Annotated in this window: 21 protein-coding genes and 1 pseudogene; 7 read left to right on the top strand and 15 right to left on the bottom strand. The window is 69.9% G+C overall.

The window, feature by feature from the left end; all coding sequences use genetic code 11:
• The 4 genes and pseudogenes from AB3X43_RS13325 to AB3X43_RS13310 form a co-directional block, all read right to left on the bottom strand.
• Window positions 1–142: pseudogene (locus tag AB3X43_RS13325) on the bottom strand (ribulose-phosphate 3-epimerase); the annotation flags it as partial.
• A 51-nt stretch (window positions 143–193) separates the two neighbouring features.
• The gene (locus tag AB3X43_RS13320) at window positions 194–940 is read right to left on the bottom strand and encodes an SDR family oxidoreductase (protein WP_369430341.1); all 747 of its coding nucleotides are present in this window, start codon (window positions 938–940) and stop codon (window positions 194–196) included.
• A gap of 11 nt (window positions 941–951) precedes the next feature.
• Complete coding sequence (locus AB3X43_RS13315; protein WP_369430340.1) at window positions 952–1362, bottom strand: dihydroneopterin aldolase; 411 nt, start codon at window positions 1360–1362, stop codon at window positions 952–954.
• Between the two features lies 1 nt (window position 1363).
• Window positions 1364–1573, bottom strand: coding sequence for a heavy-metal-associated domain-containing protein (locus tag AB3X43_RS13310; RefSeq protein WP_369430339.1), 210 nt, complete (start codon window positions 1571–1573; stop codon window positions 1364–1366).
• A 220-nt stretch (window positions 1574–1793) separates the two neighbouring features.
• Between AB3X43_RS13310 and AB3X43_RS13305 the strand changes: the two genes are divergently transcribed.
• From AB3X43_RS13305 to AB3X43_RS13285, 5 genes are all read left to right on the top strand, one after another.
• Window positions 1794–2282 (top strand): BON domain-containing protein, encoded by a 489-nt coding sequence (locus AB3X43_RS13305; RefSeq protein WP_369430338.1) that lies wholly within the window; start codon window positions 1794–1796, stop codon window positions 2280–2282.
• Window positions 2283–2435: 153 nt separating this feature from the next.
• Window positions 2436–2678, top strand: a complete 243-nt coding sequence (locus AB3X43_RS13300; RefSeq protein WP_369430337.1) for a DUF2789 domain-containing protein — start codon at window positions 2436–2438, stop codon at window positions 2676–2678.
• A 20-nt stretch (window positions 2679–2698) separates the two neighbouring features.
• Entirely contained in the window at window positions 2699–4033 is a 1335-nt protein-coding gene (locus AB3X43_RS13295) for a PQQ-dependent sugar dehydrogenase (RefSeq protein WP_369430336.1), read from the top strand.
• 34 nt (window positions 4034–4067) lie between these two features.
• Window positions 4068–4442 carry a Co2+/Mg2+ efflux protein ApaG gene (gene apaG, locus AB3X43_RS13290; RefSeq protein ID WP_369430335.1) on the top strand — a complete coding sequence of 125 codons (375 nt, stop codon included), beginning with the start codon at window positions 4068–4070 and terminating at the stop codon, window positions 4440–4442.
• Window positions 4439–6451, top strand: a complete 2013-nt coding sequence (locus AB3X43_RS13285) for a site-specific recombinase (protein WP_369430334.1) — start codon at window positions 4439–4441, stop codon at window positions 6449–6451. The genes apaG and AB3X43_RS13285 overlap by 4 nt, the downstream gene beginning before the upstream one ends.
• 37 nt (window positions 6452–6488) lie before the next feature.
• On the opposite strand, the gene AB3X43_RS13280 is transcribed toward AB3X43_RS13285, so the two are convergent.
• Window positions 6489–6617 carry a hypothetical protein gene (locus AB3X43_RS13280; RefSeq protein ID WP_369430333.1) on the bottom strand — a complete coding sequence of 43 codons (129 nt, stop codon included), beginning with the start codon at window positions 6615–6617 and terminating at the stop codon, window positions 6489–6491.
• Here AB3X43_RS13280 and mltA point away from each other — a divergent pair.
• Window positions 6616–7935, top strand: coding sequence for a murein transglycosylase A (gene mltA / locus AB3X43_RS13275; RefSeq protein WP_369430332.1), 1320 nt, complete (start codon window positions 6616–6618; stop codon window positions 7933–7935). The genes AB3X43_RS13280 and mltA overlap by 2 nt on opposite strands.
• A gap of 28 nt (window positions 7936–7963) precedes the next feature.
• Here mltA and AB3X43_RS13270 read toward each other — a convergent pair whose 3' ends face one another.
• Entirely contained in the window at window positions 7964–9085 is a 1122-nt protein-coding gene (locus AB3X43_RS13270) for a GGDEF domain-containing protein (RefSeq protein WP_369430331.1), read from the bottom strand.
• An 86-nt stretch (window positions 9086–9171) separates the two neighbouring features.
• Window positions 9172–9723, bottom strand: coding sequence for an Lrp/AsnC family transcriptional regulator (locus AB3X43_RS13265; protein ID WP_369430330.1), 552 nt, complete (start codon window positions 9721–9723; stop codon window positions 9172–9174).
• 129 nt (window positions 9724–9852) lie between these two features.
• Between AB3X43_RS13265 and AB3X43_RS13260 the strand changes: the two genes are divergently transcribed.
• Entirely contained in the window at window positions 9853–13389 is a 3537-nt protein-coding gene (locus AB3X43_RS13260) for an indolepyruvate ferredoxin oxidoreductase family protein (RefSeq protein ID WP_369430329.1), read from the top strand.
• A 4-nt stretch (window positions 13390–13393) separates the two neighbouring features.
• On the opposite strand, the gene AB3X43_RS13255 is transcribed toward AB3X43_RS13260, so the two are convergent.
• The 8 genes from AB3X43_RS13255 to AB3X43_RS13220 form a co-directional block, all read right to left on the bottom strand.
• The gene (locus AB3X43_RS13255; protein WP_369430328.1) at window positions 13394–15145 is read right to left on the bottom strand and encodes an alkaline phosphatase D family protein; all 1752 of its coding nucleotides are present in this window, start codon (window positions 15143–15145) and stop codon (window positions 13394–13396) included.
• Between the two features lie 93 nt (window positions 15146–15238).
• Window positions 15239–16708, bottom strand: coding sequence for a xylulokinase (gene xylB, locus AB3X43_RS13250; protein WP_369430327.1), 1470 nt, complete (start codon window positions 16706–16708; stop codon window positions 15239–15241).
• A complete protein-coding gene (locus AB3X43_RS13245; RefSeq protein ID WP_369430326.1) occupies window positions 16699–17640 on the bottom strand; it encodes an AraC family transcriptional regulator in 942 nt (313 codons plus the stop codon). The genes xylB and AB3X43_RS13245 overlap by 10 nt, the downstream gene beginning before the upstream one ends.
• Before the next feature lie 10 nt (window positions 17641–17650).
• The gene (gene dalD / locus AB3X43_RS13240) at window positions 17651–19072 is read right to left on the bottom strand and encodes a D-arabinitol 4-dehydrogenase (RefSeq protein WP_369430325.1); all 1422 of its coding nucleotides are present in this window, start codon (window positions 19070–19072) and stop codon (window positions 17651–17653) included.
• A 25-nt stretch (window positions 19073–19097) separates the two neighbouring features.
• On the bottom strand, window positions 19098–19826 hold the full coding sequence (locus AB3X43_RS13235; protein WP_369430324.1) for an SDR family oxidoreductase: 729 nt from the start codon (window positions 19824–19826) through the stop codon (window positions 19098–19100).
• 13 nt (window positions 19827–19839) lie between these two features.
• Entirely contained in the window at window positions 19840–20871 is a 1032-nt protein-coding gene (locus AB3X43_RS13230) for an ABC transporter ATP-binding protein (RefSeq protein WP_369430322.1), read from the bottom strand.
• A gap of 10 nt (window positions 20872–20881) precedes the next feature.
• Window positions 20882–21712: a carbohydrate ABC transporter permease gene (locus AB3X43_RS13225; RefSeq protein ID WP_369430320.1), complete on the bottom strand. Its 831-nt coding sequence runs from the start codon at window positions 21710–21712 to the stop codon at window positions 20882–20884.
• Between the two features lie 14 nt (window positions 21713–21726).
• Window positions 21727–22587 (bottom strand): carbohydrate ABC transporter permease, encoded by an 861-nt coding sequence (locus tag AB3X43_RS13220; protein WP_369430319.1) that lies wholly within the window; start codon window positions 22585–22587, stop codon window positions 21727–21729.
• Window positions 22588–22635: the final 48 nt, after the last annotated feature.

Raw genomic sequence — 22635 nt, 5'->3', positions numbered from 1 at the left:
GGTTGGGCACGTAATGGTTGTCCATCACGTCGAAGTGGATCCAGTCGGCGCCGGCGGCAAGCACATGGCGCACTTCCTCGCCCAGGCGGGCGAAGTCGGCGGACAGGATGGAGGGGGCGATGCGGTAGGTGGGGGTCGTCATGCCCTGGATTCTAGGGAACAGACCGGTTACAGCGTGGCCGCAAGGGCCGTTTCACACGCCTGGAGCCGCAGGTTCACGCCATTGCTTCAGGTGCTGACCGGCATCGACGAAGATGGTCTGCGCCGTGACGCGGCGGGCGTCCAGCAGCCAGGCGACAGCGTCCGCCACGTCCCCGGGCGCCACGGCACCTTGCAGCGGCGTCGCGCGCGCTGCGGCGTCGAACGCAGCCAGATCGGCCTCCGGCAGCGGCAGCGTCGGACCCGGCGCCACTGCGTTGACGCGGAAGGGCGCCAGCGCCAGCGCCAGCCGCGGCAGCGCCGCGTGCATCGCGCCCTTGGACAGGCAGTAGCTCAGGAACTGGTCGTGCAGGTTGGCGACGTTCTGGTCGAGCACCATCAGCGCCTGCCCACGGGGAAAACGCCGCGCTGCCGCCAGCGTCAGCAGCACCGGCACCTCGTAGTGCACCGCGTGGTGCATCCGGAAACGCGCCAGCGTCACCGCGTCGCGGTCGTCGTTCTCGAAGGCGCTGGCGTTGTGGACCAGCGCCAGCTCGGCCTCGGCGGGCAGCGTGGCCAGCAGGGTCTCGAACGCGGCGAGCGTGGCCGCGGTGTCGGAGAAATCGGCCTGCCAGATGCCCATCGGGCCGTGCGGCGGCGGGTTCAGCACCTGGTCGAGCGCCTCGGCGCGGGCGGTGCCGCGGAAGGCGTGCAGCAGCACGCGCCAGCCGCGGGTGGCCAGCGCCTCGGAGATCGCCCGGCCGACGCGCGAATGGCCGCCGGTGACAAGGGCGATGCGCACCGACCCTGCGCTCACGCGAGCGCCCGGGCGGTGGCGTCCACCTTCATCAGCAGGTCGCGGTCCACCGGCGTGAAGAAGCCGATGCTCTCGACGCCGTCGTAGCGCTCGGTCTTGCGGATGCGCACGTCCACGCGCTCGACATGCTCGCTGGCCAGCACGCGGCGACCGATCTTCAGCGCCAGCGACTCCTGCAGGATGTGGTGCCCCTCGGCCAGCGTGGTGGCGATGGCGTCCACCGCGGCCATGTAGTCGTAGGGCATGGCGTAGCGGTCGAGGTAGAGCGCCGGGTTGAAGAACAGGTGCACCCGCAGGTCGATCACAACCCCCTGTGTCACGCCGTGTTCGTCCGGCGCGCAGCCGATCTGCGCGCGGGCCTGGTAGCCGTTGATCTCGAAGTACGGAGCGGTCGGGGAGGAAGACATGTCAGGCGGCCACCTCGAAGCCCGCGTCCTCGACCGCGGCGGTCAGTTGGGCGGACGAGACCTGCGCCTCGTCGAAGCGCACCTGCGCCTGGCCCGGGGTCAGCGTGACGCTGACGGATTCGACGCCGGGCAGCGCCTGCAGCACGGTGGTGACGCTGCGCACGCAGCCACCGCAGGTCATGCCGGTGATGGGAAGGGTGAGGTCGGTCATGGTCAGGGCCTGTCGGATCAGGGTCGATTCGGGATGGAATCGGATCGGAAATCAGTATAGGACGCACCGCAGCAGGCCCTCGCCACCAGGGGGCTTCGCGCCTCACCGTGTGCCCGCTGTCGGACGATGCCGACACGGTGGCGGGTCACTGGCCGATGGCACCCCACCCCGGTGGCACCTACGCTCGGGCCCTGACCTGCCAACGACCGAAAGGATTTCCATGGCCCCCACACACACCGCGACCACCGCGTCCTCCTGCCTGGGCTGGACCGTGCTGGCCGCAGTGGCCCTGGCACTGTTGACCGCCTGCGGCAAGCAGGACGACCGCACCGTTGGCCAGAAGGTCGATGCCGCGGTGAACTCCGCGGAACAGAAGACCGACGCCGCAGCCGAGCAACTGCGCAAGGAATCGGCCGAGCTGAAGGCGCGCACCGGAGCGGCTCTCGACAAGGCGGCCGACAAGACCACCAGTGCAGCGAATCAGGTGGTCGAGAAGGTCGAGGACGCCGCCATCACCACGGCCGTGAACGCCGAGCTGGCCAGGGACCCGACGCTGAGCGCCCTGTCCATCAACGTCGACACCGCCGTCGGCGCCGTGACACTGCGGGGCACCGCCCCGACCGCGGTGGCCCGCCAGCGCGCAACGGTACTGGCCAAGGCGGTCAAGGGCGTGCACAGCGTCGACAACCAGCTGCTGGTGAAGGGCTGATCCGGGTGGCTGCCATCCCTCCTCGGGATGGCGCCAGCGATAACCGCGTCACTGACAGGGGTCCGGGATGTCGTGCGGCGGCAGGAGCCGCATGCACCGCATGATCTGGTGCCAGACGCTGGTGGCCGCGCCATCACCACAGGAGATCGCACCATGGACACTCTCTTCCATTCGATGAAGGAACTCTTCGCCCAGCTGGGCCTGGACGACGATCCCTCCGCCATCCGTGCCTTCATCGCGCAGCACCGCCCGCTGCCACTGGAGATCCGGCTGTTCGACGCCCCGTTCTGGTCGCCCTCGCAGAGTGCGCTGATCCGTGAGAAGCTGCAGGAGGACGGCGACTGGTCGGTCCTGATCGACACCCTCAACAGCCAGTTGCGCACCAGCCCGGTTTGAAGAAGAAGGTCGCCCCCCCCATGCCACGACGCCACACGTTCCGCCTTCCGATGGTCCTGGGCCTCGCGGTACTCGCCCTCGCCGGCCTGACTGCCTGCGGCGAAACCGCGCGGCTCACCGTGCGCGACGGCACCGGCCCGGATCCAGTCCTGCCACCCCCGGTGCACACGCTGCTGCCAACGGCGGTGATCGCCCCGGCGGTCGGCTGGCCGGCGGGCCAGATGCCGACGCCCGCACCCGGTCTGGCGGTGCAGGCCTTCGCCGAAGGACTCGACCACCCGCGCTGGCTCTACCGGCTGCCCAACGGCGACATCCTCGTCGCCGAGACCAACGCCCCCGCCCGACCACCCGCCACCGGGCTGCGCGCCTGGGCCACCCGTTTCCTGATGGGCCGGGCCGGCGCCCGCTCGCCCAGCGCCGACCGCCTGCTGCTGCTGCGAGACGCCGATGGCGACGGCCACGCCGAGACGCGGCACGTCTTCCTCGCCGGACTGCACTCCCCGTTCGGCATGGCACTGGTCGACGGCCGGCTGTACGTGGCCAATGCCGACGCCGTGGTGTCGGTGCCCTACCGCGACGGCGACCTGCAGGCCAGCGAGGCGCCGACCCACCTGGTCGACCTGCCCGGCGGCCCGCGCAACCACCACTGGACCAAGAGCCTGATCGCCAGCCCCGATGGACGGCACCTCTACGTCGGAGTCGGCTCGAACAGCAACGTGGCCGAAAACGGCCTGGCCGAGGAAGCCGGACGGGCCGCCATCCACGAGATCGACCTGCCCGGCGGCGCATCGCGGATCTTCGCCAGCGGCCTGCGCAACCCCGTCGGCCTGGCGTGGACACCCGGCCCCGCACCCCGACTGTGGACCGTGGTCAACGAGCGCGACGAACTCGGCAGCGACCTCGTGCCCGACTACCTCACCGCCGTCGAGGCCGGCGCCTTCTACGGCTGGCCCTGGAGCTACTACGGCGACCACGTCGATGCCCGCGTCCAGCCACCCGACCCGGCCGCCGTCGCCCGCGCGCGCCGACCCGACTACGCACTCGGACCGCACACGGCCTCGCTCGGCCTGGCATGGCTGGACAGCGGACCGCTGCAGGCCGTGCTCGGCACCGGCATGGTCGTCGGGCAGCACGGCTCGTGGAACCGCCAGCCCCCCGCGGGCTACCAGGTGGTCCACGTGCCCTTCGTCGACGGCCACCCGAGCGGCTGGCCGCGCACGGTGCTCGACGGCTTCCTGGACGAGGCCGGGCGAGCCCGTGGCCGGCCCGTCGGCGTGACACAGGACGCCACCGGCGCACTGCTCGTGGCCGACGACGTGGGCAACGTGGTCTGGCGCGTCACACACCAACCGTGACACGTGCCCGAAACCTTGCGTCTATCATCCGCCCATGCCGCATCCCCAGTTCACCTGCACTGTCCTCCCTGCCTACCTGGCCGAACATTCGGACGCGTCGAAAGGGATCTACGCCTTCTCGTACACCATCACGGTGGTCAACACCGGTGACACCGTGGCGCAGCTGATCGGACGCCACTGGGTCATCACCGACGTCGCCGGCCACACCGAGGAAGTGCGCGGACTGGGTGTCGTCGGCCACCAGCCGGTGCTCAAGCCGGGCGAGCGCTTCGAGTACACAAGCTGGACCCGGCTCGCCACGCCGCGTGGCCAGATGCGCGGTACCTTCTTCTGCATGACGGAAGAGGCCCAGCCCTTCGACACCCCCGTCCCCGCCTTCGAGCTGTCGCAAGCTCACGCACTGCATTGACGGGGCGGCTGCACCGGCTGTGCACGGCCTGGGCCGCACGGCCCGTCGCCGATCTGCCCACCCTGCTCGACGCCGCCGACCCCGGTGCCGCGCGCGCCGACCGGCACCTCTGGCTGATCGCCCTGGTCGACGCCCTGCGCCCCACCGACGCCGCGGCCAGCGACCCGGAAGACCGGCTGGCACGGCTGCGCCACCTGCTCGACCTGCTCGATGCGGACCCCGCCCTGGCCCAGCGCTGCCGCGCCCTGCTGCGCTCGGTGTTCGCCACCGCCGACGCCGGCACGCTGCTGGCGGACTTCGGCTTCTCGCCGCGCTCGGGCTTCGGCGCCGAGCTGATCGACCGGCTGCGCCTGATCACCCTGCCCGGCACGCCCGACACCAGCGACCTCGGCCAGCTCTTCCAGATGGTCTTCCACCACCCCGGCGACGCCGGCTGGCTCGGCGCCATCGACGCATCCACGCTGGCGCGCATCGAGCGTCTGCTGGTCGATGACCATGTGCGCGGACACTGGCACCAGGCGCTGATCGACTCGGTGCAGATGCTGGCCAGCCAAGTGCGGGCGGTCGGGCTGTCGGCATCGATCCGGCCGCGCATCGACCCCACGCTGCTGGCGGACCGGCCCTTCCACCAGCTCGCGCAGGCCGCCGCCCTGCTCTGCGACACCAGCGAGGCCGTGGGCACCACTGAACAGCAGCAGCAACAGCAGCAGATGAACTACCTGCGCGTACTGCTCGACGCCTGCCGGACAGCGGCGGCCAGCGTGCGCGAACACCTCGACGCCTGGGGCGTCTCGGTGGACGTGGTGTTCCAGATCGAGCAGCTGCACGAGCGCATTGCCCGCATCGAAGCCCTGCTGAATTGCCTCGCCGCCGCCGAGCCGGCACGCGAGTGGCAACTGCTCACGGTGGCCTTCGCCCGCAGCGTGCAGACGCGGCGCAGCGTCGGCGCGCTGTTCTCGCACCACTACGCCATGCTCGCCCGCAAGGTCGCCGAGCGCAGCGCCGCCACCGGCGAGCACTACATCACCCGCACGCGGGACGAGTACTTCGACATGCTGCGCCGGGCCTGCGGCGGCGGGCTGGTGATCGCGGGAACGACGTTCCTGAAGTTCTTCATCGGTGCGGTCACGCTCTCGGCCTTCTGGGGCGGCTTCTGGACCGGCACCAACTACGCGGCCAGCTTCGTGCTGATCCACCTGCTGCACTGGACCGTGGCCACCAAGCAGCCGGCGATGACCGCCCCCACCATGGCCGCCAAGCTCGAAGGCGTGGTGGACAGCGATGCCGCCACCGAGGACTTCGTCGACGAGGTGTCGCACCTGATCCGCACGCAGATCGCCGGCATCCTGGGCAACGTGCTGGTGGTGGCGCCGGTGGCGCTGCTGATGCAGCTCGCCGCCTGGGCGCTGCAGGGCGCGCCGCTGATCGACGCGCACACCGCCCACCACGTGCTGGGCAAGCTCACGCTGCTCGGGCCGACGCTGCTCTACGCGGCGTTCACCGGCGTGCTGCTGTTCCTGTCGAGCCTGATCGCGGGCTGGTGGGAGAACTGGTTCGTCTTCCACCGCCTGGACAGCGCCATCGCGCACAACCCGCGCATCGTGCGCTGGCTGGGCCGCGGGCGGGCGCAGCGCTGGTCGGGCTGGTGGCGCGAGAACATCTCGGGGCTGGCCGCCAACTGCTCGCTGGGGATGATGCTCGGACTGGTGCCGACACTGGCCGCCTTCTTCGGGCTTCCGATCGAGGTGCGCCACGTCACACTGTCGGCAGGCCAGATCGCGGCCGCGCTGGGCACGCTGGGGGTGCCGGTGCTGCACGATCCGGCCTTCTGGTGGTGTGTGGCAGCAATCCCGCTGACGGGCGCGCTCAACGTGCTGGTGAGCTTCACGCTGGCCTTCCGGCTGGCGCTGCGCTCGCGGGGGCTGAAGGTGCGCGACCGGGGGCGGCTCTATGCAGCGCTGCGCCGGCGGGCCCGTTCGGCGCCGGGCAGCTTCCTGCGCCCCACCTGAGGGCGTCGTTTCAGGCGAACACGGGCAGACGCAGGCGCTACAGTCGGCGGTCCTCCGGTTCGTCCTCGACCCGCTCGCCGCCGCGGCGGCCCGAGAACATCGTCCACCAGACGATACCGACCAGCAGCAACCCGGCCCCCAGTGCTTCCAGAATAACCAGCGTCATGTCCTTGTTCCTTCTGTCCGGCCTCGATTTCGCGCACCACGTGCGCCAACGGCTCGGCACCACTGCGGCGATGGCCGCGGTGGCCGCGATTCTAGGCACGCTGGCCGGCTGCGGCAGCGGACCGCTCCAGGCACCCGCGCCACCACCGCTCGACATCCCGCCCTCGGTGCAGACCCCGCCGCCCGCCGCCACCGACGCCCAGATCCGCACGACCCCCCGCGGCCGCTGGGTGCGCGGCGAGTGGTCGGACCTGCCGGGCTGGGAGTCGGACCAGACGCTGATGGCCTGGCCCGCGCTGCAGCGCAGCTGCGACAAGGTGATCACCGCCACCAACGGCGGAAACACCAGCGGCCGCGGCCTGGCCGCTGCCAGCATCGCCACCGGCACGGTCAGCTTCAACCCGTTCGCCTTCGCGTCGGAATGGAACGTGCTGTGCCGCGACGTCCGCCGCCTCGGCCCCGGTCCGAACGAAACCCAGGTGCGCCAGCTGCTCCAGTCGCGGCTGCAGCCCTGGCGCGTCGAGAGCCCCGAGGGCAAGCCCGACGGCCTGATGACCGGCTACTTCGAACCGTTGCTGGACGCCAGCCGCGTGCGCACCGAGCGCCACACCGTGCCGGTGTACAGCCTGCCGGCCGACTACGGCCTGCGCAAACCCTGGTTCACCCGCGGCGAGATCGACACCCAGCCCGCCGCACAGGCCGCGCTGAAGGGCCGCGAGATCGCCTGGCTGACCGATCCGATGGACCTGCTGCTGGTGCAGATCCAGGGCTCCGGCCGGCTGACCTTCACCGAACCGGGTGGCGGGCGGCGCATGGTGCGGCTGGCGTTTGCCGGCCACAACGACCAGCCCTACCAGTCGATCGGCCGCTGGCTGGTCGACCAGGGTGCATTCACGCTGGAACAGGCGAGCTGGCCGGCGATCCGCCAGTGGGCGCGCCAGAACCCGCAGCGCGTCAAGGAGATGCTGGCCGTCAACACGCGCTACGTCTTCTTCCGCGAGGAGCCGCTGGCCGACCCCGCCATCGGCGCCATCGGCGCGCAGGGTGTGCCGCTGACACCAGGCCGCTCGATCGCGGTGGACAAGGACAGCATCCCCTACGGCACACCGGTCTGGCTGGCCAGCACCGAGCCGCAACTCTGGAGCCAGAACCCGCCAGCCACGCGCCCGCTGCAGCGCCTCGTGCTGGCACAGGACACCGGCAGCGCGATCACCGGTGCGGTGCGCGCCGACTACTTCTGGGGTTGGGGCGACGGCGTCGAAGAGCGCGCCGGCCGCACCAAGCAGCCGCTGAAGCTGTGGGTGCTGTGGCCGAAGTGAGCGGGCACGGATTCAGGAGGCGGGAGGCTCAGCTGGCCTCGGTCCGGTCGCGCCCGGCGTCCTTGGCCCGGTACATCGCCTGATCGGCGCGCTCGATGGCGCTGTCGATGTCGCCCTGCCCGAGGCAGCCGGTGACCCCCGCCGAGAACGTGAGCCGCAGGCCGGATGCCACCTCGTCGAACGGAGAGGCGCGCAGCCGGTTGCGCAGCCGCTGCAGACACTGCTGCGCCGCCTCGATCGAGGTGTCCGGCAGCATCAGCAGAAACTCCTCGCCGCCCCAGCGCGCCATCACATCGCCACCGCGCAGCTCGGACTCGACCCGGTGCGCGAAGCCGCGCAGCACCTGGTCGCCACCCGTGTGGCCGTGGGCGTCGTTGATGCGCTTGAAGTGGTCGAGGTCGATCAGCGCGATCGCCAGCGGCAGCTTCTTGCGCGCGTGGCGGGCGGTTTCGGTGGCGAGCTGGTCGAGGATGGCCCGGCGGTTGGGCAGGCCCGTCAGCTCGTCGCGGGTGGCGAGTTCGCTGATCCGGGCCAGCGCCTGCTGCAGTTCGCTGCGCTGCTGCTGGTGCTGCTCGCGCAACTGCGTCACCCGCATCGCCAGCAGCGCCACACCCGCCAGCACGACGGTGGTGTAGGCCAGATTCAGCGCCTCGACAGCCGCCGGAAAGTGGAATGGATCGGCCAGCGTCATCCAGCGAGACGCCGCGCCGAGCAGCAGCAGCGCCGCGGCCGCCAGCCTCAGCGCCTCGCGCGGGCCGAGCCGGAACATCGCGAACACGACCACCAGCACCAGCAGTCCCAGCGCCGCACCGCGGGCCGGCCCGGTGACCATGTAGACCCACACGGCCCCGAGCAGGCCGGCGATCGACTGCACCAGCGTCAGCGAGGGCTCCACGCCGAAGCGTCGGTGCAGCACCAGATTCAGCCCACTGCGCACCATGGCCACGAAGGTCAGCCCGCAGCCCAGGGCCGCAAGCGCCAGCGGCAGCGCCACGCGCGGGCTGATCAGGTCCAGACGCCACTGCCAGGCCAGCACCAGCGCCAGCATGGCATACGCCCCCAGCGCCAGCAGACTCTGGGTCACGCGCCAACGCTGCGGGCCCGCAGGGCCGAGCAGCCAGTCGGCCAGGGGAAGGGTTGATCTGTTCACGGACGCTTCACAAGAGCTTCAAAAGATTCGATTTCTCGGCACCACGGCGGTCGATCTTCCTCGATTCCGTGCAGTTTTCCCACCCCTCAGGCCCGCCCGCCCGAATGCGTGAGGTGCGACAGCGGCCAGGCTGCGCCCGCTTTCACTTCGCCCAGCGAGAAGCTGGTGTGCATGTCCTTGACGTTGGGCACCTTGAACAGCGTCTCGCGTGCCCAGCGCGAGTAGGCATCGAGGTCGGTGGTGACTACCTGCAGCTCGAAGGTGCCGGTGCCGCTGATGTAGTGGCAGGACACGACCTCGGGCATGGCGCGCAGGCCGTCCTCCAGCGCCCGCGTCGCTTCGGCGTTGTTGCGCTCGGCATCCACGCGCACGAAGGCGAGCACGCCCAGGCCGATGCGGCGGCGGTCGATCTCGGCGCGGTAGCCGGTGATGTAGCCCTCGTCTTCGAGCCACTTGACGCGCCGCCAGGTGGGTGCAGCCGACAAGCCGATGCGCGAGGCCAGCTCGGCATTGGACAGGCGGGCATCGCGCTGGAGTTCGGCCAGGATGGCGATGTCGTAGCGGTCGAGACCTCCTTCCACGGAAGTCCGGGTTTTCCCTGAATCGGACGATTCAGGCAATCCTGTTTCACTCTTCATGATTTCCTGCTGAAATGCTTGCTGAAGTCAGTGTATTCAAGGCATGAAAAGAAAACACCTGTCCGTCGGGGATGCCTACACTTTCCGGCATCGGCGGCCCTGTCTGCCCGCCTGCGCTGGAGTCCTTCCATGAACGCCCCTCTGCCTGATGCGGTCCGCCGCGCGCTCGATGCGGTCACGCTCGACGACAAGTACACGCTCGGCCACGGCCGCGCCTTCATGAGCGGCGTGCAGGCGCTGGTCCGCCTGCCGATGCTGCAGCAGCAGCGCGACAAGGCAGCGGGACTCGACACCGCAGGCTTCATCAGCGGCTACCGCGGCTCGCCGCTCGGCACGTATGACCAGTCGCTCTGGGCCGCCAAGAAGCACCTCGCCGCACACAACATCGTCTTCCAGCCCGGCGTGAACGAGGAACTCGCCGCCACCGCGGTCTGGGGGACACAGCAGCTCGACCTGTTCCCGCAGACGAAAAAGCACGACGGCGTGTTCGGCCTCTGGTACGGCAAGGGGCCGGGCGTGGACCGCTGCAGCGACGTCTTCAAGCACGCCAACATGGCCGGCACCGCGCGCCACGGCGGCGTGCTGGCGATCGCCGGCGACGACCACATCGCCAAGAGCAGCACCGCCGCGCACCAGAGCGACCACATCTTCAAGGCCTGCGGCATGCCGGTGTTCTTCCCGGGCACGGTGCAGGAGATCCTCGACATGGGGCTGCACGCACTCGCGATGAGCCGCTACTCGGGGGTCTGGACGGGCATGAAGACGATCCAGGAAGTGGTCGAGTCCTCGTCGTCGGTCAGCATCGAGCCGGACCGCGTCAACATCGTGCTGCCCGAGGATTTCCAGATGCCGCCCGGCGGCCTGCACATCCGCTGGCCCGACGCGCCATTGGAGCAGGAGGCGCGGCTGATGGACCACAAGTGGTATGCCGCGCTCGCCTATGTGCGTGCCAACCGGCTGAACTACAACGTCGTCGCGACACCGAACGACCGCTTCGGCCTGATCGCCAGCGGCAAGGCCTACAACGACATGCGCCAGGCGCTGATCGACCTGGGGCTGGACGACGACACCTGCCGCGCGCTGGGCATCCGCGTCCACAAGGTCAACGTGGTCTGGCCGCTCGAAGCGACGATCACGCGCGACTTCGCCCAGGGGCTGCAGGAAATTCTGGTCGTCGAGGAGAAGCGCCAGGTCATCGAGTACCAGATCAAGGAGGAGCTGTACAACTGGCGCAGCGACGTGCGGCCCAATGTGCTCGGCAAGTTCGACGAGCCGGACGGCGACCAGACCGGCGGCGAGTGGTCGATGCCGAACCCGAGCCAGAACTGGCTGCTGCGCGCCAAGGCCGACCTGACGCCCGCGCTCATCGCCAAGGCCATCGCCAAGCGGCTGAAGAAGCTCGGCGTACCGGCCGAGATCGCGGCGCGCATGGACCAGCGGCTCGACGTGATCGCCGCGAAGGAGCGGGCGCTGGCGGCGCCGGTCGCGGTGGTCGGCGACCGCACACCGTGGTTCTGCAGCGGCTGCCCGCACAACACCAGCACGCGGGTGCCGGAAGGCTCGCGGGCGCTGGCCGGCATCGGCTGCCACTACATGGCAGTGTGGATGGACCGCAGCACCGTCACCTTCAGCCAGATGGGCGGCGAGGGCGTGGCCTGGGTCGGGCAGGCGCCGTTCACCACCGACACGCATGTGTTCGCCAATCTGGGCGATGGCACCTACTTCCACAGCGGGTTGCTGGCCATCCGGCAGTCGATCGCATCGGGCGTGAACATCACCTACAAGATCCTCTACAACGACGCGGTGGCGATGACCGGCGGCCAGCGTGTGGGCGAGCGGCCGGAGGGGCATTCGGTGCTGCAGATCATGCAGAGCGTGCTCGCCGAGGGGGTGACCAAGCTGGTCATCGTCACGGATGAGCCGGCGAAGTACGACGGCGCGGCGCTGCTGCCGGGTGTGACGGTGCACCACCGCGATGAGCTTGACGCAATCCAGCGGCAGTTCCGCGAGATCAAAGGCACGACCGCGATCATCTACGACCAGACCTGCGCGACCGAGAAGCGGCGCCGCCGCAAGCGCGGCACGATGGCCGATCCCGAGAAGCGCGTCGTCATCAACGAGCTGGTCTGCGAAGGCTGCGGCGATTGTTCGGAGCAGAGCAACTGCCTGAGCGTGGAGCCGGTGGAAACCGAATTCGGCCGCAAGCGGCGCATCAACCAGAACTCGTGCAACAAGGACTTCTCCTGCGTGAAGGGCTTCTGCCCGAGCTTCGTCACGGTCGAGGGCGGGCAGTTGAAGAAACCGAAGAAGGAGCAGCGCGGGGATCTGGCCACGCTGCCCGCGTTGCCCGAGCCGGTGCTGCCGGTGGCGGAGAGCGCCTGGGGCATCGTCGTCGCGGGCGTCGGCGGCACGGGCGTGATCACGGTCGGGCAGGTGCTCGGCATGGCGGCCCACCTCGAAGGCAAGGGTGTCGTCACGCAGGACGCGGGCGGCCTCGCGCAGAAAGGCGGCGCGACCTGGAGCCACATCCAGATCGCCAACCGCGCCGACGCGATCCACACCACCAAGGTGGACATCGCCCGCGCCGATCTGGTGATCGCCTGCGACCCGATCGTCGGCGCGAACAAGGCCACGCTGGCGACGATGCAGGCCGGGCGCACCTTCGTGGCGCTCAACAGCCACGGAGCGCCGACGGCCGGCTTTGTCCACAACCCGGATTGGCAGTTCCCGGCCGGCAACTGCGACACCGCGCTGACCGCTGCGGTCGGCGCGGACGGGCTGGGCGCGTTCGACGCGGAACAGGCGGCGGTGCAGCTGCTGGGCGACTCGATCTACACGAACCCGCTGCTGATGGGCTTCGCGTGGCAGAAGGGCCGCATCCCGCTGAGCCGCAGTGCGATCCTGAAGGCGATGGAGCTGAACGGCGTGCAGGTGGCGAACAACCAGGCGGCGTTCGAATGGGGCCGCCGCTGCGCGCATGACCTGGCGGGCGTGCGCAGCCTGTTCGCGGCGCAGCAGGTGATCCAGTTCGTCAAGCGGCCGTCGCTCGACGAGGTGATCGCCAAGCGGGTCGAGTTCCTCACCGGCTACCAGAACGCGGCCTACGCGGATGAATACCGCGCCTTCGTCGCCAAGGTGCGCGCGGCCGAGGCACCGTGGTCCAGCACCAGGCTGACCGAGGCGGTGGCGCGCTACCTCTTCAAGCTGATGGCCTGCAAGGACGAGTACGAGGTCGCCCGGCTGCACAGCGATCCGGCCTTCGCCGCGCAGATCGGCGCGATGTTCGAGGGCGACTTCAAGCTCGTCCACCACCTCGCGCCGCCCATCTTCGGCAAGACCGACGCGCAGGGCCAGCCGGTCAAGCAGGCGTTCGGGCCGTGGATGCACCGGGCGCTGCCGTGGCTGGCGAAGCTGAAGGGGCTGCGCGGCACGGCGTTCGATCCGTTCGGCCGGACCGCGGAGCGGCGCACCGAGCGGGCGCTGGTCGGCGAATACCGGGCGGCGATCGGCGAGGTGCTGGGGCGCCTGTCAGCGGAGCGGCTGGGGGCGGCGGTGGAGATTGCGCGGCTGCCGGAGGAGATCCGGGGGTATGGGCATGTGAAGGCGGGGAATCTGGAGAAGGTGCGGGCGAAGTGGGCGGGGTTGATGGCCGCCTGGAACGCCTGACGGATCAGACCACCACGACCTTCCGGTTCCCCGCCCCCGGCAGCATCCGCAGCGCCTGGTCCGACACCGCCGTGTACGTCCGCGCCGTCACCGTGCTGACGTAGACCCAGTCGGCGCGGCACTCGGCCGGCGTGGCGGTCACCACGAGGTAGCCGCGGCGCGACGTGTCGGCGTAGACCAGCGGCCCGATCAGCGCGGTCAGGCTGGCGGCGAGCGCGGCCGGGTCCTCGTTGGGCAGCACGGCCTCGAACCCAGGCGAGGTCACCGAGCTGGTCGCGAACTCGACGCCGACTGCGTTGCCGCTGGCGTCCTGCAGGTCGCTGGCCCAGGCGTTGTGGGTGTCGCCGGCGAGCACGACGAGGTTCTTGTCCAGCGTGCGCGCGATGCCCAGCACCTGCTCGCGCGCCACTGGATAGCCGTCCCAGGCGTCGAGGTTGTAGGGCACGCTCGGCTGCGCGAGGATGGCCTGTTCGACCACCGTGAGCGTGGCCGGCGCGGTGCGGGCCTTGTTGACGATCGCCGCGTAGGCCGAGACGCCGACACCCGAGCCGGGCACCAGCGCGTCCAGCAGCACCGGTGCCGGGATGTTCATGCGGCCCATCAGCACCTGCTGGCCCAGCACCTGCCACGTCGCGGACGAGGCGCTCATCTGCGTCTGCAGCCACGCGGTCTGCGTGGTGCCCATGAGCTGGCGCGCCGGGTCGGCGAGCGCGGTGGTGAAGGCGGTGGCGTTCAGGCCGGTGGCAGTGAGGTAGTGGGTGTAGTCGAGCTGCTGGTCGCGGGCGAGCACGCGGGTGTCGAGCATGTGCAGCGCCAGCAGGTCGCCGAACGCGAAGCTGCGGTAGATCGACAGCCGGTCCGCGCCGCTGCGCACGGGCAGCCACTCGTGCCACGCCTGCACGGCGGCGGCGCGGCGGTCGGCATAGGCGCCTTCGGTGGCGGGGGTGTGGTTCTGGGCGCCGTCGCGCCAGGCGTCGTTGGCGATCTCGTGGTCGTCCCACACGGCGATCATCGGCACGGTGGCGTGCAGGGCCTGCAGATCGGCATCGGCGCGGACCTGGGCGTAACGCTGGCGGTAGTCGGCCAGCGTCAGCAGCTCGGTCGCCGGCAGGACGAGGCGGCCGAGCGCGGCGGCCTGCTCGTTGGCGTAGCCGTCGCGGCCGTATTCGTAGAGGTAGTCGCCGAGGTGCAGCGCCGCGTCCAGGTCGTCGCGCTGCGCGGCGGCGGCGTAGACGTTGAAGTAGCCGGCCGCGTAGTGCGCGCAGGAGAACACCGCCAGCCGCACCTGGCCGACCGCGCCGACCGGCAGCGTGCGGGCCCGGCCGACGGGCGAGACCTGCGCGCCGACCTTGAAGCGGTACCAGTAGCGCGTGGCGGGCTGCAGGCCGGCGGCGTCGATCTTGACGGTCCAGTCGCGGGTGGCATCGGTGGTGGTGGTGCCGCTGGCGACGATCGAGGCAAACGCGGCGCTGGTGGCGACTTCCCAGGCGATGGTGACGGCAGCGGTCCCGGCGGCGGTGAGGCGGGTCCAGAGGATCACGCGGTCGGCCAGCGGATCGCCGCTGGCGACGCCGTGGGCGTAGGTGACGGTGGGGCCGGCGGGGGCAGAGACCGCCGCCGCGGTGTCGCTGCCGCCGCCACCGCAGGCGCTCAGGCCCAGGGAGCCCAGTGCAAGACCGCCGAAGGCAAGGTCCCGGACGAAGGTGCGGCGTGAAGTGTCGGACGCATCATCCGGGCGTTGGCAAGAGCGAGTCATGGCGAAGTCCGGGGAGAGGCAAGCAATGTGCGCACGCTAACCGTGTCGTGCGATGCGCGCGTGACACGGCGTAACAGCGGATCCTCGGGTGCGTCAGGCCACAGGGAACAGCCCTTCGACCGCCCGGTACAGCGCCTTGAACCGCGCATACCGCGGCGCCAGCACCGCCGCCTCGGCAGCATCCGGCGCAAACGTCGCCGCCACCTCCGGCGCCCGGCAGACCTCGTCCACCACCCCGCCATCGGCCAGCCACGCCAGCCGTGCTGCGCCGAGCGCCCCACCGGCCTCGCCGCCACGCCGCGTCACCATCGGCACGCCGATGGCGCTGGCGAGCAGCTGCGCCCACAGCGCGCTGCGCGCCCCGCCGCCGACCAGCGACAGGCTCGCCACTTCGCCCGGCTGCACGCCCAGCGAGTGCCAGCCGTCGAGCAGCCCGAAGGTCACGCCCTCGACCACCGCATACCCGAGCGCCGCCGCGTCGTGGTCGTTCGTCAGCCCGAAGAAGCCGCCCTGGGCATGCGGGTTGTTGTGCGGCGTGCGCTCGCCGTTGAGGTAGGGCAGGAACAGCGGGGCGCGTTCGCGCTGCTGCGGCGTCAGTTGCGCGACCTGTTCGAGCAGCGCCGCCTCGCTCGCCGCGCCGACGAGGTGTGTGACCCAGCGCAGGCCGTTGGCGGCGCTGAGCATCACGCTCATCTGGTGCCAGGTGCCGGGCAGCGCGTGGCAGAAGGCGTGCATCGCGCTGGCCGGGTTCGGGCGGAAACGGTCGCTGGTCAGGAAGATCACGCCCGACGTGCCCAGCGAGACGAAGCCCTCACCCGGCCGCACCGCGCCGATGCCGACCGCGCTCGCCGCGTTGTCGCCCCCACCGCCCGCGATCACCACGCCCGCCGGCAAGCCCCAGCGCTCGGCCAACTCCGCCTTGAGCACGCCGGACACCTCGCTGCCCTCGACCAGCCGGGGCATCTGCGCCTCGGTCATGCCGCAGGCGGCGAGCACCTCGGGCGACCAGCGCCGCGCGGCGACATCGAGCCACAGCGTGCCGGCCGCGTCGCTCATCTCGCCGACGCGCTCGCCGGTGAGCATGAAGCGCAGCCAGTCCTTGGGCAGCAGCACGGTCGCCGTGCGGGCGAACAGCGCCGGCTCGTGCTTGCGCACCCACAGCAGCTTCGGCGCCGTGAAGCCGGGCATCGCCAGATTGCCGGCGATGTCGTGCAGCCGCGGACACGCCGCCTCCAGCTCCGCGCACTCGGCGCCGCTGCGCCCGTCGTTCCACAGGATCGCCGGCCGCAGCACCTCGCCCGCCGCGTCCATCAGCACCGCCCCGTGCATCTGCCCGGACAGCCCGATGGCGCGGACCTGCGCGAGCGCCGCGCCGTGTTCGGCCTTCAGCCGCTGCATCGCCCGCTCGGTCGCGGCCCACCACTCGCCGGGCGCCTGCTCGCTCCACAGCGGCTGCGGGCGCTGCACGGTCAGCGGCTCGCCGACGACGGCGTGGATCTGGTGCTGCGCGTCGAGCAGCAGGAACTTGACTTCGGACGTGCCGAGATCGATGCCTAGGTACATGCGGTGGTTCCGAAGCGGTTGTCCGCCTGCTTGCGGAACTCGCTCGGCGTCATGCCCTTGATTTCCAGGAAGCGGCGGTTGAAGTTGGCGACGTTGTTGAAGCCGACCTCGTAGCAGATGTGGGTGATGAGCCGGTCGGACTCCATCAGCAGCTGGCAGGCGCGGTTGATGCGCACGCGGTTGACGAAGTCGGTGAAGGTGTTGCCGGTGGCGCGGCGGAAGAAGCGGCTGAAGCGGCTCTCGCTCATGCCGAGTTCGACGGCGATGTCGGCCGCCGAGAAAGGCTGCGAGAGGTTGTCGGTGATGCGGCTCACCACGGCGTCGATCTGGTCGAGCGAGTCGTCGTCGTCGATGCTCTGCATCTGCACGTTCGACAGCAGCCGGTAGTCGGTGCTGGCCGAGAGGTCGCACAGGAAGTCGCAGAACGCCGTGAACCGGCGCAGACCACGGCCTGCCTTGACGCGGTGCCAGTGCTGCCGGGCGCTTTCGCCCATGCCGAAGAACTCGATGCCGTGGCGCGCCCGCTCCAGCAGCGGCAGCACCTCGGCCAGCTCGGGGATCGTCGCCGCCGAGCGGGTCAGCGGCTCGTGGTGGAACTGGATCACGAGGTCACGCTCGGCCACGCCGCCTTCGGGCAGGTCCATCGACAGCCAGTTGTGCGGCAGGCGCGGCCCGGTCAGCACGAGGTGGCCGGGCTGGAACTGGCCGATCCAGTCGCCGACGAAGACCTTGCCCGAGGTGCTGGTGATCAGGTGCAGCTCGTACTCGTCGTGGTAGTGCCAGCGCGCCAGCGGCGTCGGGAAGCCGTGCGCCAGACAGCGGATGAACCCGGCCTCCCCCGGCGCCTCGTAGCCCAGGTCGGGCGAGCGGGCGTAGTCGTGCTCCAGCTCGGGCTTGAGCTGGCGGGGAACGGAGCGGGGCTTGGCGGGCATGGCCCCGAGCTTAATCGGTGGGGTGTCGTGCGCTTGCGGTGTGGTCGACCACGAAGCGAGCGACCCGCTCGCCCGCCCCGCGCACCGCCGCGACCAGCCGCACGTCTCCCGCCAGATCCCCCCACAGCGGCCGGTCGGCGCAGAAGGCCGCGACCGGGTCATCGGCGTCGCAGATCGCGTGCGCCACCGCCGGGTCCATCGCCTGGTCCTGGTAGGTGTAGGGGATCTGCCCGGCGTGCCAGCGCTGCAGGTAGGCCAGGAACAGCGCCGGGAGCATCGCCACGCTGTCGATCGTCTCGCCGCGGGCCAGCCGCTCGCGGATCGTCGGCGCGATGAAGCCGGGGATCTTGCTGAACCCGTCCATCGCCACGCGCTGGTTGGTGTCGCGGATGGCAGGGTTGCCGAAGCGGTCGAGCACGACGTCGCGGTAGGTCGGCAGGTGGATCGGGCAGGGGTGCTCGGGTGTGTCGAGGACCGGGATGGTGTCGTCGGTGACATAGTCGAACGCGAACTTGCGGATCACCGGGTCGTGCGTGCCCTCGTGGATGTAGAGGTAGCCGACCAGCGTGCCGGCCCAGGCGATGCACGAGTGCGTCGCGTTGAGCAGGCGGATCTTGGCTTCCTCGTAGGCATCGACCGACTGGACCATCTCGACGCCGACGGTCTCCCATGCCGGACGGCCGGCGATGAAACGGTCCTCGATGACCCACTGGATGAAGCTCTCGCCCATCAGCGCGGCGGGATCGTCCACGCCGGTCGCGGCCAGCACGCGCTCGCGCACGTCGGGCGTCGGGCGCGGCGTGATGCGGTCCACCATCGCGTTCGGGCTGGTGGTGTTCGCCTGCACCCAGTCGAGCAGCGCGGTGTCGCCGATGCGTCCGATGAACTGCAGCAGGCCGCCCCGCGAGCGGTCGCCGTTGTGGCGCAGGTTGTCGCAGTTGAGCAGCGTCACCGGACCGGCGCCGCTGGCCATGCGCGCGCGCAGGAGCGCGGTCAGCGCCCCGTAGATCGTCGAGCCGGGACGGCCAGCCCGCGCCGCGTCGAGGTCGGCGCGCAGGTCGGCGAAGGTGTCGAGATCGAGGCGGTTCTGCGCATCGAGGTAGTAGCCCGCCTCGGTGACGGTGAAGGAGACGATCTTCGTGTCGGCGCTGGCGCCTTGCGCGACCAGACCGGCGAGGTCGGGCGTGTAGGGGATGACCTGGCGGATCGAGGTGACGCGCTCGTAGCGGTGTTCACCGGCCGGGGAGATCGTCTCCAGCGTGTAGGCGCCGCCCTGGGCGACCAGTGCAGCGATGGTCTCGGCCATGTCGGGGCGCGTGTTGCCGCCGGCCAGCTGCCAGGCGGTGTCGCCGGTCTTGATCAGCTCGTGCAGGTAGACGGCCAGATGGGCGCGGTGGAACGAACCCAGGCCGAGGTGCAGGATAACGTTCATGGTGGTGCGTCGTGTAGGTGAAGGGTTAGAGATCGAAGTTGCTCGGCATCATCACGACATCGCGGATCGTCATGCCCCGCGGCCGGGTGAGCATGAAGGTGATGACCTCACCGACCTCGGCCGGGTCGAGCAGGCTGCCGGAGGCGCGCGCTTCGGCGAGCTTGTCGGCCGGCCAGTCGGCGAGCAGGCCCGTCATCACCGGCCCCGGCGAGATCGCGCCGACGCGCAGGCCGTGCTTGAACACCTGCCGGCGCGTCGTCTGCACGAAGCAGTCGATCGCCCATTTCGACGAGGCGTAGACCGGCTCCCACGGCGTCGGGTAGTGGGCGGCCAGCGAGCTGGTGACGAGGATGTCGCCCGAGCCGCGTTCGATCATGTGCGGCAGCGCGTCGCGGACGTTCTTCATCACGACATTGATGTTCAGGTGCAGCATCCGGTCGATCGCGTCGGTGTCGGCGTCCACCAGATCACCGCCGACGTACAGGCCCGCGTTGGCGTGCAGGATGTCGAGGCGGCCGGCGAGTTCCAGCACACGCGGCACCAGCGACTTGCACTGCGCCGGGTCGAGCAGGTCGAGCTGCAGCGGGATGGCCGCCTCGCCGTGCTGCGCCTGCATCGCGGCCAGCCCGGCGGCATCACGGTCGACCAGCACGACGCGCGCACCGCCGGCCAGCAGCGCCTCGGCACTGGCGCGGCCGATCCCGGAGGCAGAACCCGTGACGGCAGCGACTTTTCCCTGGAATGGTTGGTTCATGCGGTTCCCCGGTTCAGCCAGCGCGGGCTGCACGGCCTTGCGCGTCGAAGCGGTGCGCGTTGGTGGCCTCGACGAAGATGCCGACGCGGTCGCCATTGCGCAGCGCCGAGCGCGTGGCCTGCCGCGCGACCAGTTGCGCGCCGCTGTCGGCCTTCACGTAGATCAGCGTCTCCGCGCCGAGCGACTCGACCAGCTCGACCGTGCCCGGCAGCCCCCCGGACGCCGCCTGTGCCGCCGGCTGCAGCGTCACGTCTTCCGGCCGCAACCCGAGGAAACCACCCGCCGGCACGCCCGGCACGCCCGGCACATGCTTGCCCTCGACGACATTCATCTGCGGCGAGCCGATGAACTGTGCGACGAACTGGTTCGCGGGCTGGTCGTACAGCTCCAGGGGTGTGCCGACCTGCTCGATCAGGCCATCGCGCAGCACGACGATGCGGTCGGCCAGCGTCATGGCTTCCACCTGGTCGTGCGTGACGTAGATCGTCGTGGCGCCGAGGTCGCGGTGCAGCTTGGCGATCTCCACGCGGGTCTGGCCGCGCAGCGCCGCGTCCAGGTTGGACAGCGGCTCGTCGAACAGGAACACCTTCGGCGCCCGCACGATGGCGCGGCCGATCGCCACGCGCTGGCGCTGGCCACCCGAGAGCGCCTTGGGGGTGCGGTCGAGGAAGGCCGTCAGGTTGAGGATCTTCGCAGCGCGGTCCACCTTCTCGCGGATGACCTTCGGATCGACCTTGGCGAGCTTGAGCGCGAAGCTCATGTTCTCGTACACGCTCATGTGCGGATAGAGCGCGTAGCTCTGGAACACCATCGCGAGGTCGCGCTGGCTCGACGGCAGGTGCGTGATGTCGCGGCCATCGAGGCGGAGCGTGCCGCCGTCGATGTGTTCGAGCCCGGCGATCAGGCGCAGCAGCGTCGATTTGCCGCAGCCCGACGGGCCGACGAAGACGACGAACTCGCCTTGCTCGATCGACAGGTCGATGCCCTTGATCGCGCGGTGCTCACCGAAGAATTTCTCGATGCCTTGGAGTTGGAGGTAGGCCATGGGATGTCTCTTACTTGACGGCGCCGAAGGTCAGACCCTGCACCAGTTGCTTCTGGCTGAACCAGCCGAACACGACGATGGGCGCGATGGCCATCAGCGAAGCAGCGGACAGCTTGGCCCAGAACAGCCCTTCCGGACTGGAGTAGCTGGCGATCAGCGCCGCGAGCGTGCCGGCCTTGGCGGCACTGAGGTTGAGCGACCAGAACGCCTCGTTCCAGCTCAGCACCAGGCACAGCAGCCCGGTGGAGGCCAGCCCGCCCAGCGACAGCGGCAGCAGCACCTGGCGAAACTCCTGCCAGAGCGTGGCGCCGTCCATGCGCGCCGCTTCGAGGATCTCGGGCGGGATGTCCTTGTAGCCCGAATACAGCATCCAGACCATGATCGGCAGGTTGCTCAGCGTGAAGACAATGATGAGGCCGAGCTGCGTGTCGAGCAGGCCACTCTGCTGCGCCAGCACGTAGATCGGCACCAGTGCGCCCACGGCCGGCATCATCTTCGTGGACAGCATCCACATCAGCACGTCCTTGGTGTGCGGACCCTTGAAGAAGGCCATCGAGTACGCCGCCGGAGCAGCGAGTGCCAACCCGAGCAGCGTCGAGGCCACGCTGGTGACGAGGGAATTCTTCGCGTAGAGCAGGTAGTCGCTGCGCAACTGCACCTCGGTGAAGTTCTCCAGCGTCGGCGTGAACAGCAGCAGCGGCGGCACGGAGATCGCCTGCAGTTCGGTCTTGAACGCGGTCAGCACCAGCCAGCCGAGCGGGAAAAACAGGATCAGCGTCACCAGCCAGGCGACAACGGTCCGCGCCGCCAGGGCGGGTGTGAAGGTAGGGGGTCGGGCCATGTTGTTGCGCTCGCTCACTTGTCCAGGTTCTTGCCGACCATGCGGATCAGGAAGGCCGCCGCGATGTTGGCCAGCACCACCGCGAACAGCGCCCCGGCCGAGGCCACGCCGGCGTCGAAGTTCAGCAGCGCCTGCTTGAAGATCAGGAAGGCCATGTTGGTGCTCGCATCTCCCGGGCCGCCGCCGGTGGTCGTGTAGATCTCGGCGAACACGCTCAGCAGGAAGATCATCTCGATCATCACCACCACCGCCACCGAACGGCCGAGGTGCGGCAGGTAGAGGTAGCGCAGCTGCTGCAGGTAGGTCGCGCCGTCCATGCGCGAGGCTTCGAGCTGGTCGCGGTCCATGCTCTGCAGCGCGGTGATGAAGATCAGCGTGGCGAACGGCAGCCACTGCCACGCCACCATGATGATCACGCTCAGCAGCGGGAAATCGGTCAGCCAGTCCACCGGGGCGGCACCGAAGAACATCCAGACCTGGGCGAGCACGCCGTAGATCGGATTCATCATCATGTGCTTCCACAGCAGCGCGTTCACCGTCGGCATGACGAAGAAGGGGCTGATCAGCAGGATGCGCACCAGGCCGCGACCGGGGAAGGGATCGTCGATCAGCAGCGCGATGCCCACGCCCATCCCCACGGTGATGACGATCACGCTGCCCAGCAGCAGCAGCGTGTTGACCACCGATGTCGAGAACGACGGGTCGGTGATGAAGTATTCGAAGTTCTCCAGCCCGATGAAGCCAGTGGCTTCGGGCTGCATGAGGTTGTAGCGGATGACGCTGAAGTACAGCGTCATCACCAGCGGCACGATCATCCACAGGAAGAGCGTGACCACCGCGGGCGCCATCAGGGCGCGGGGCAGGAATCGGTTCATGGCTTCACCATTGGGCGAGACCGGCCGGGGCGGGAAGGCAGAACACCT

Source organism: Sphaerotilus sp. (genome assembly GCF_041083715.1).
Taxonomy (GTDB): Bacteria; Pseudomonadota; Gammaproteobacteria; order Burkholderiales; family Burkholderiaceae_C; genus Sphaerotilus.
Note: the sequence above shows the minus strand (reverse complement) of the source record. Positions and strands in the feature narration are given on the sequence as shown.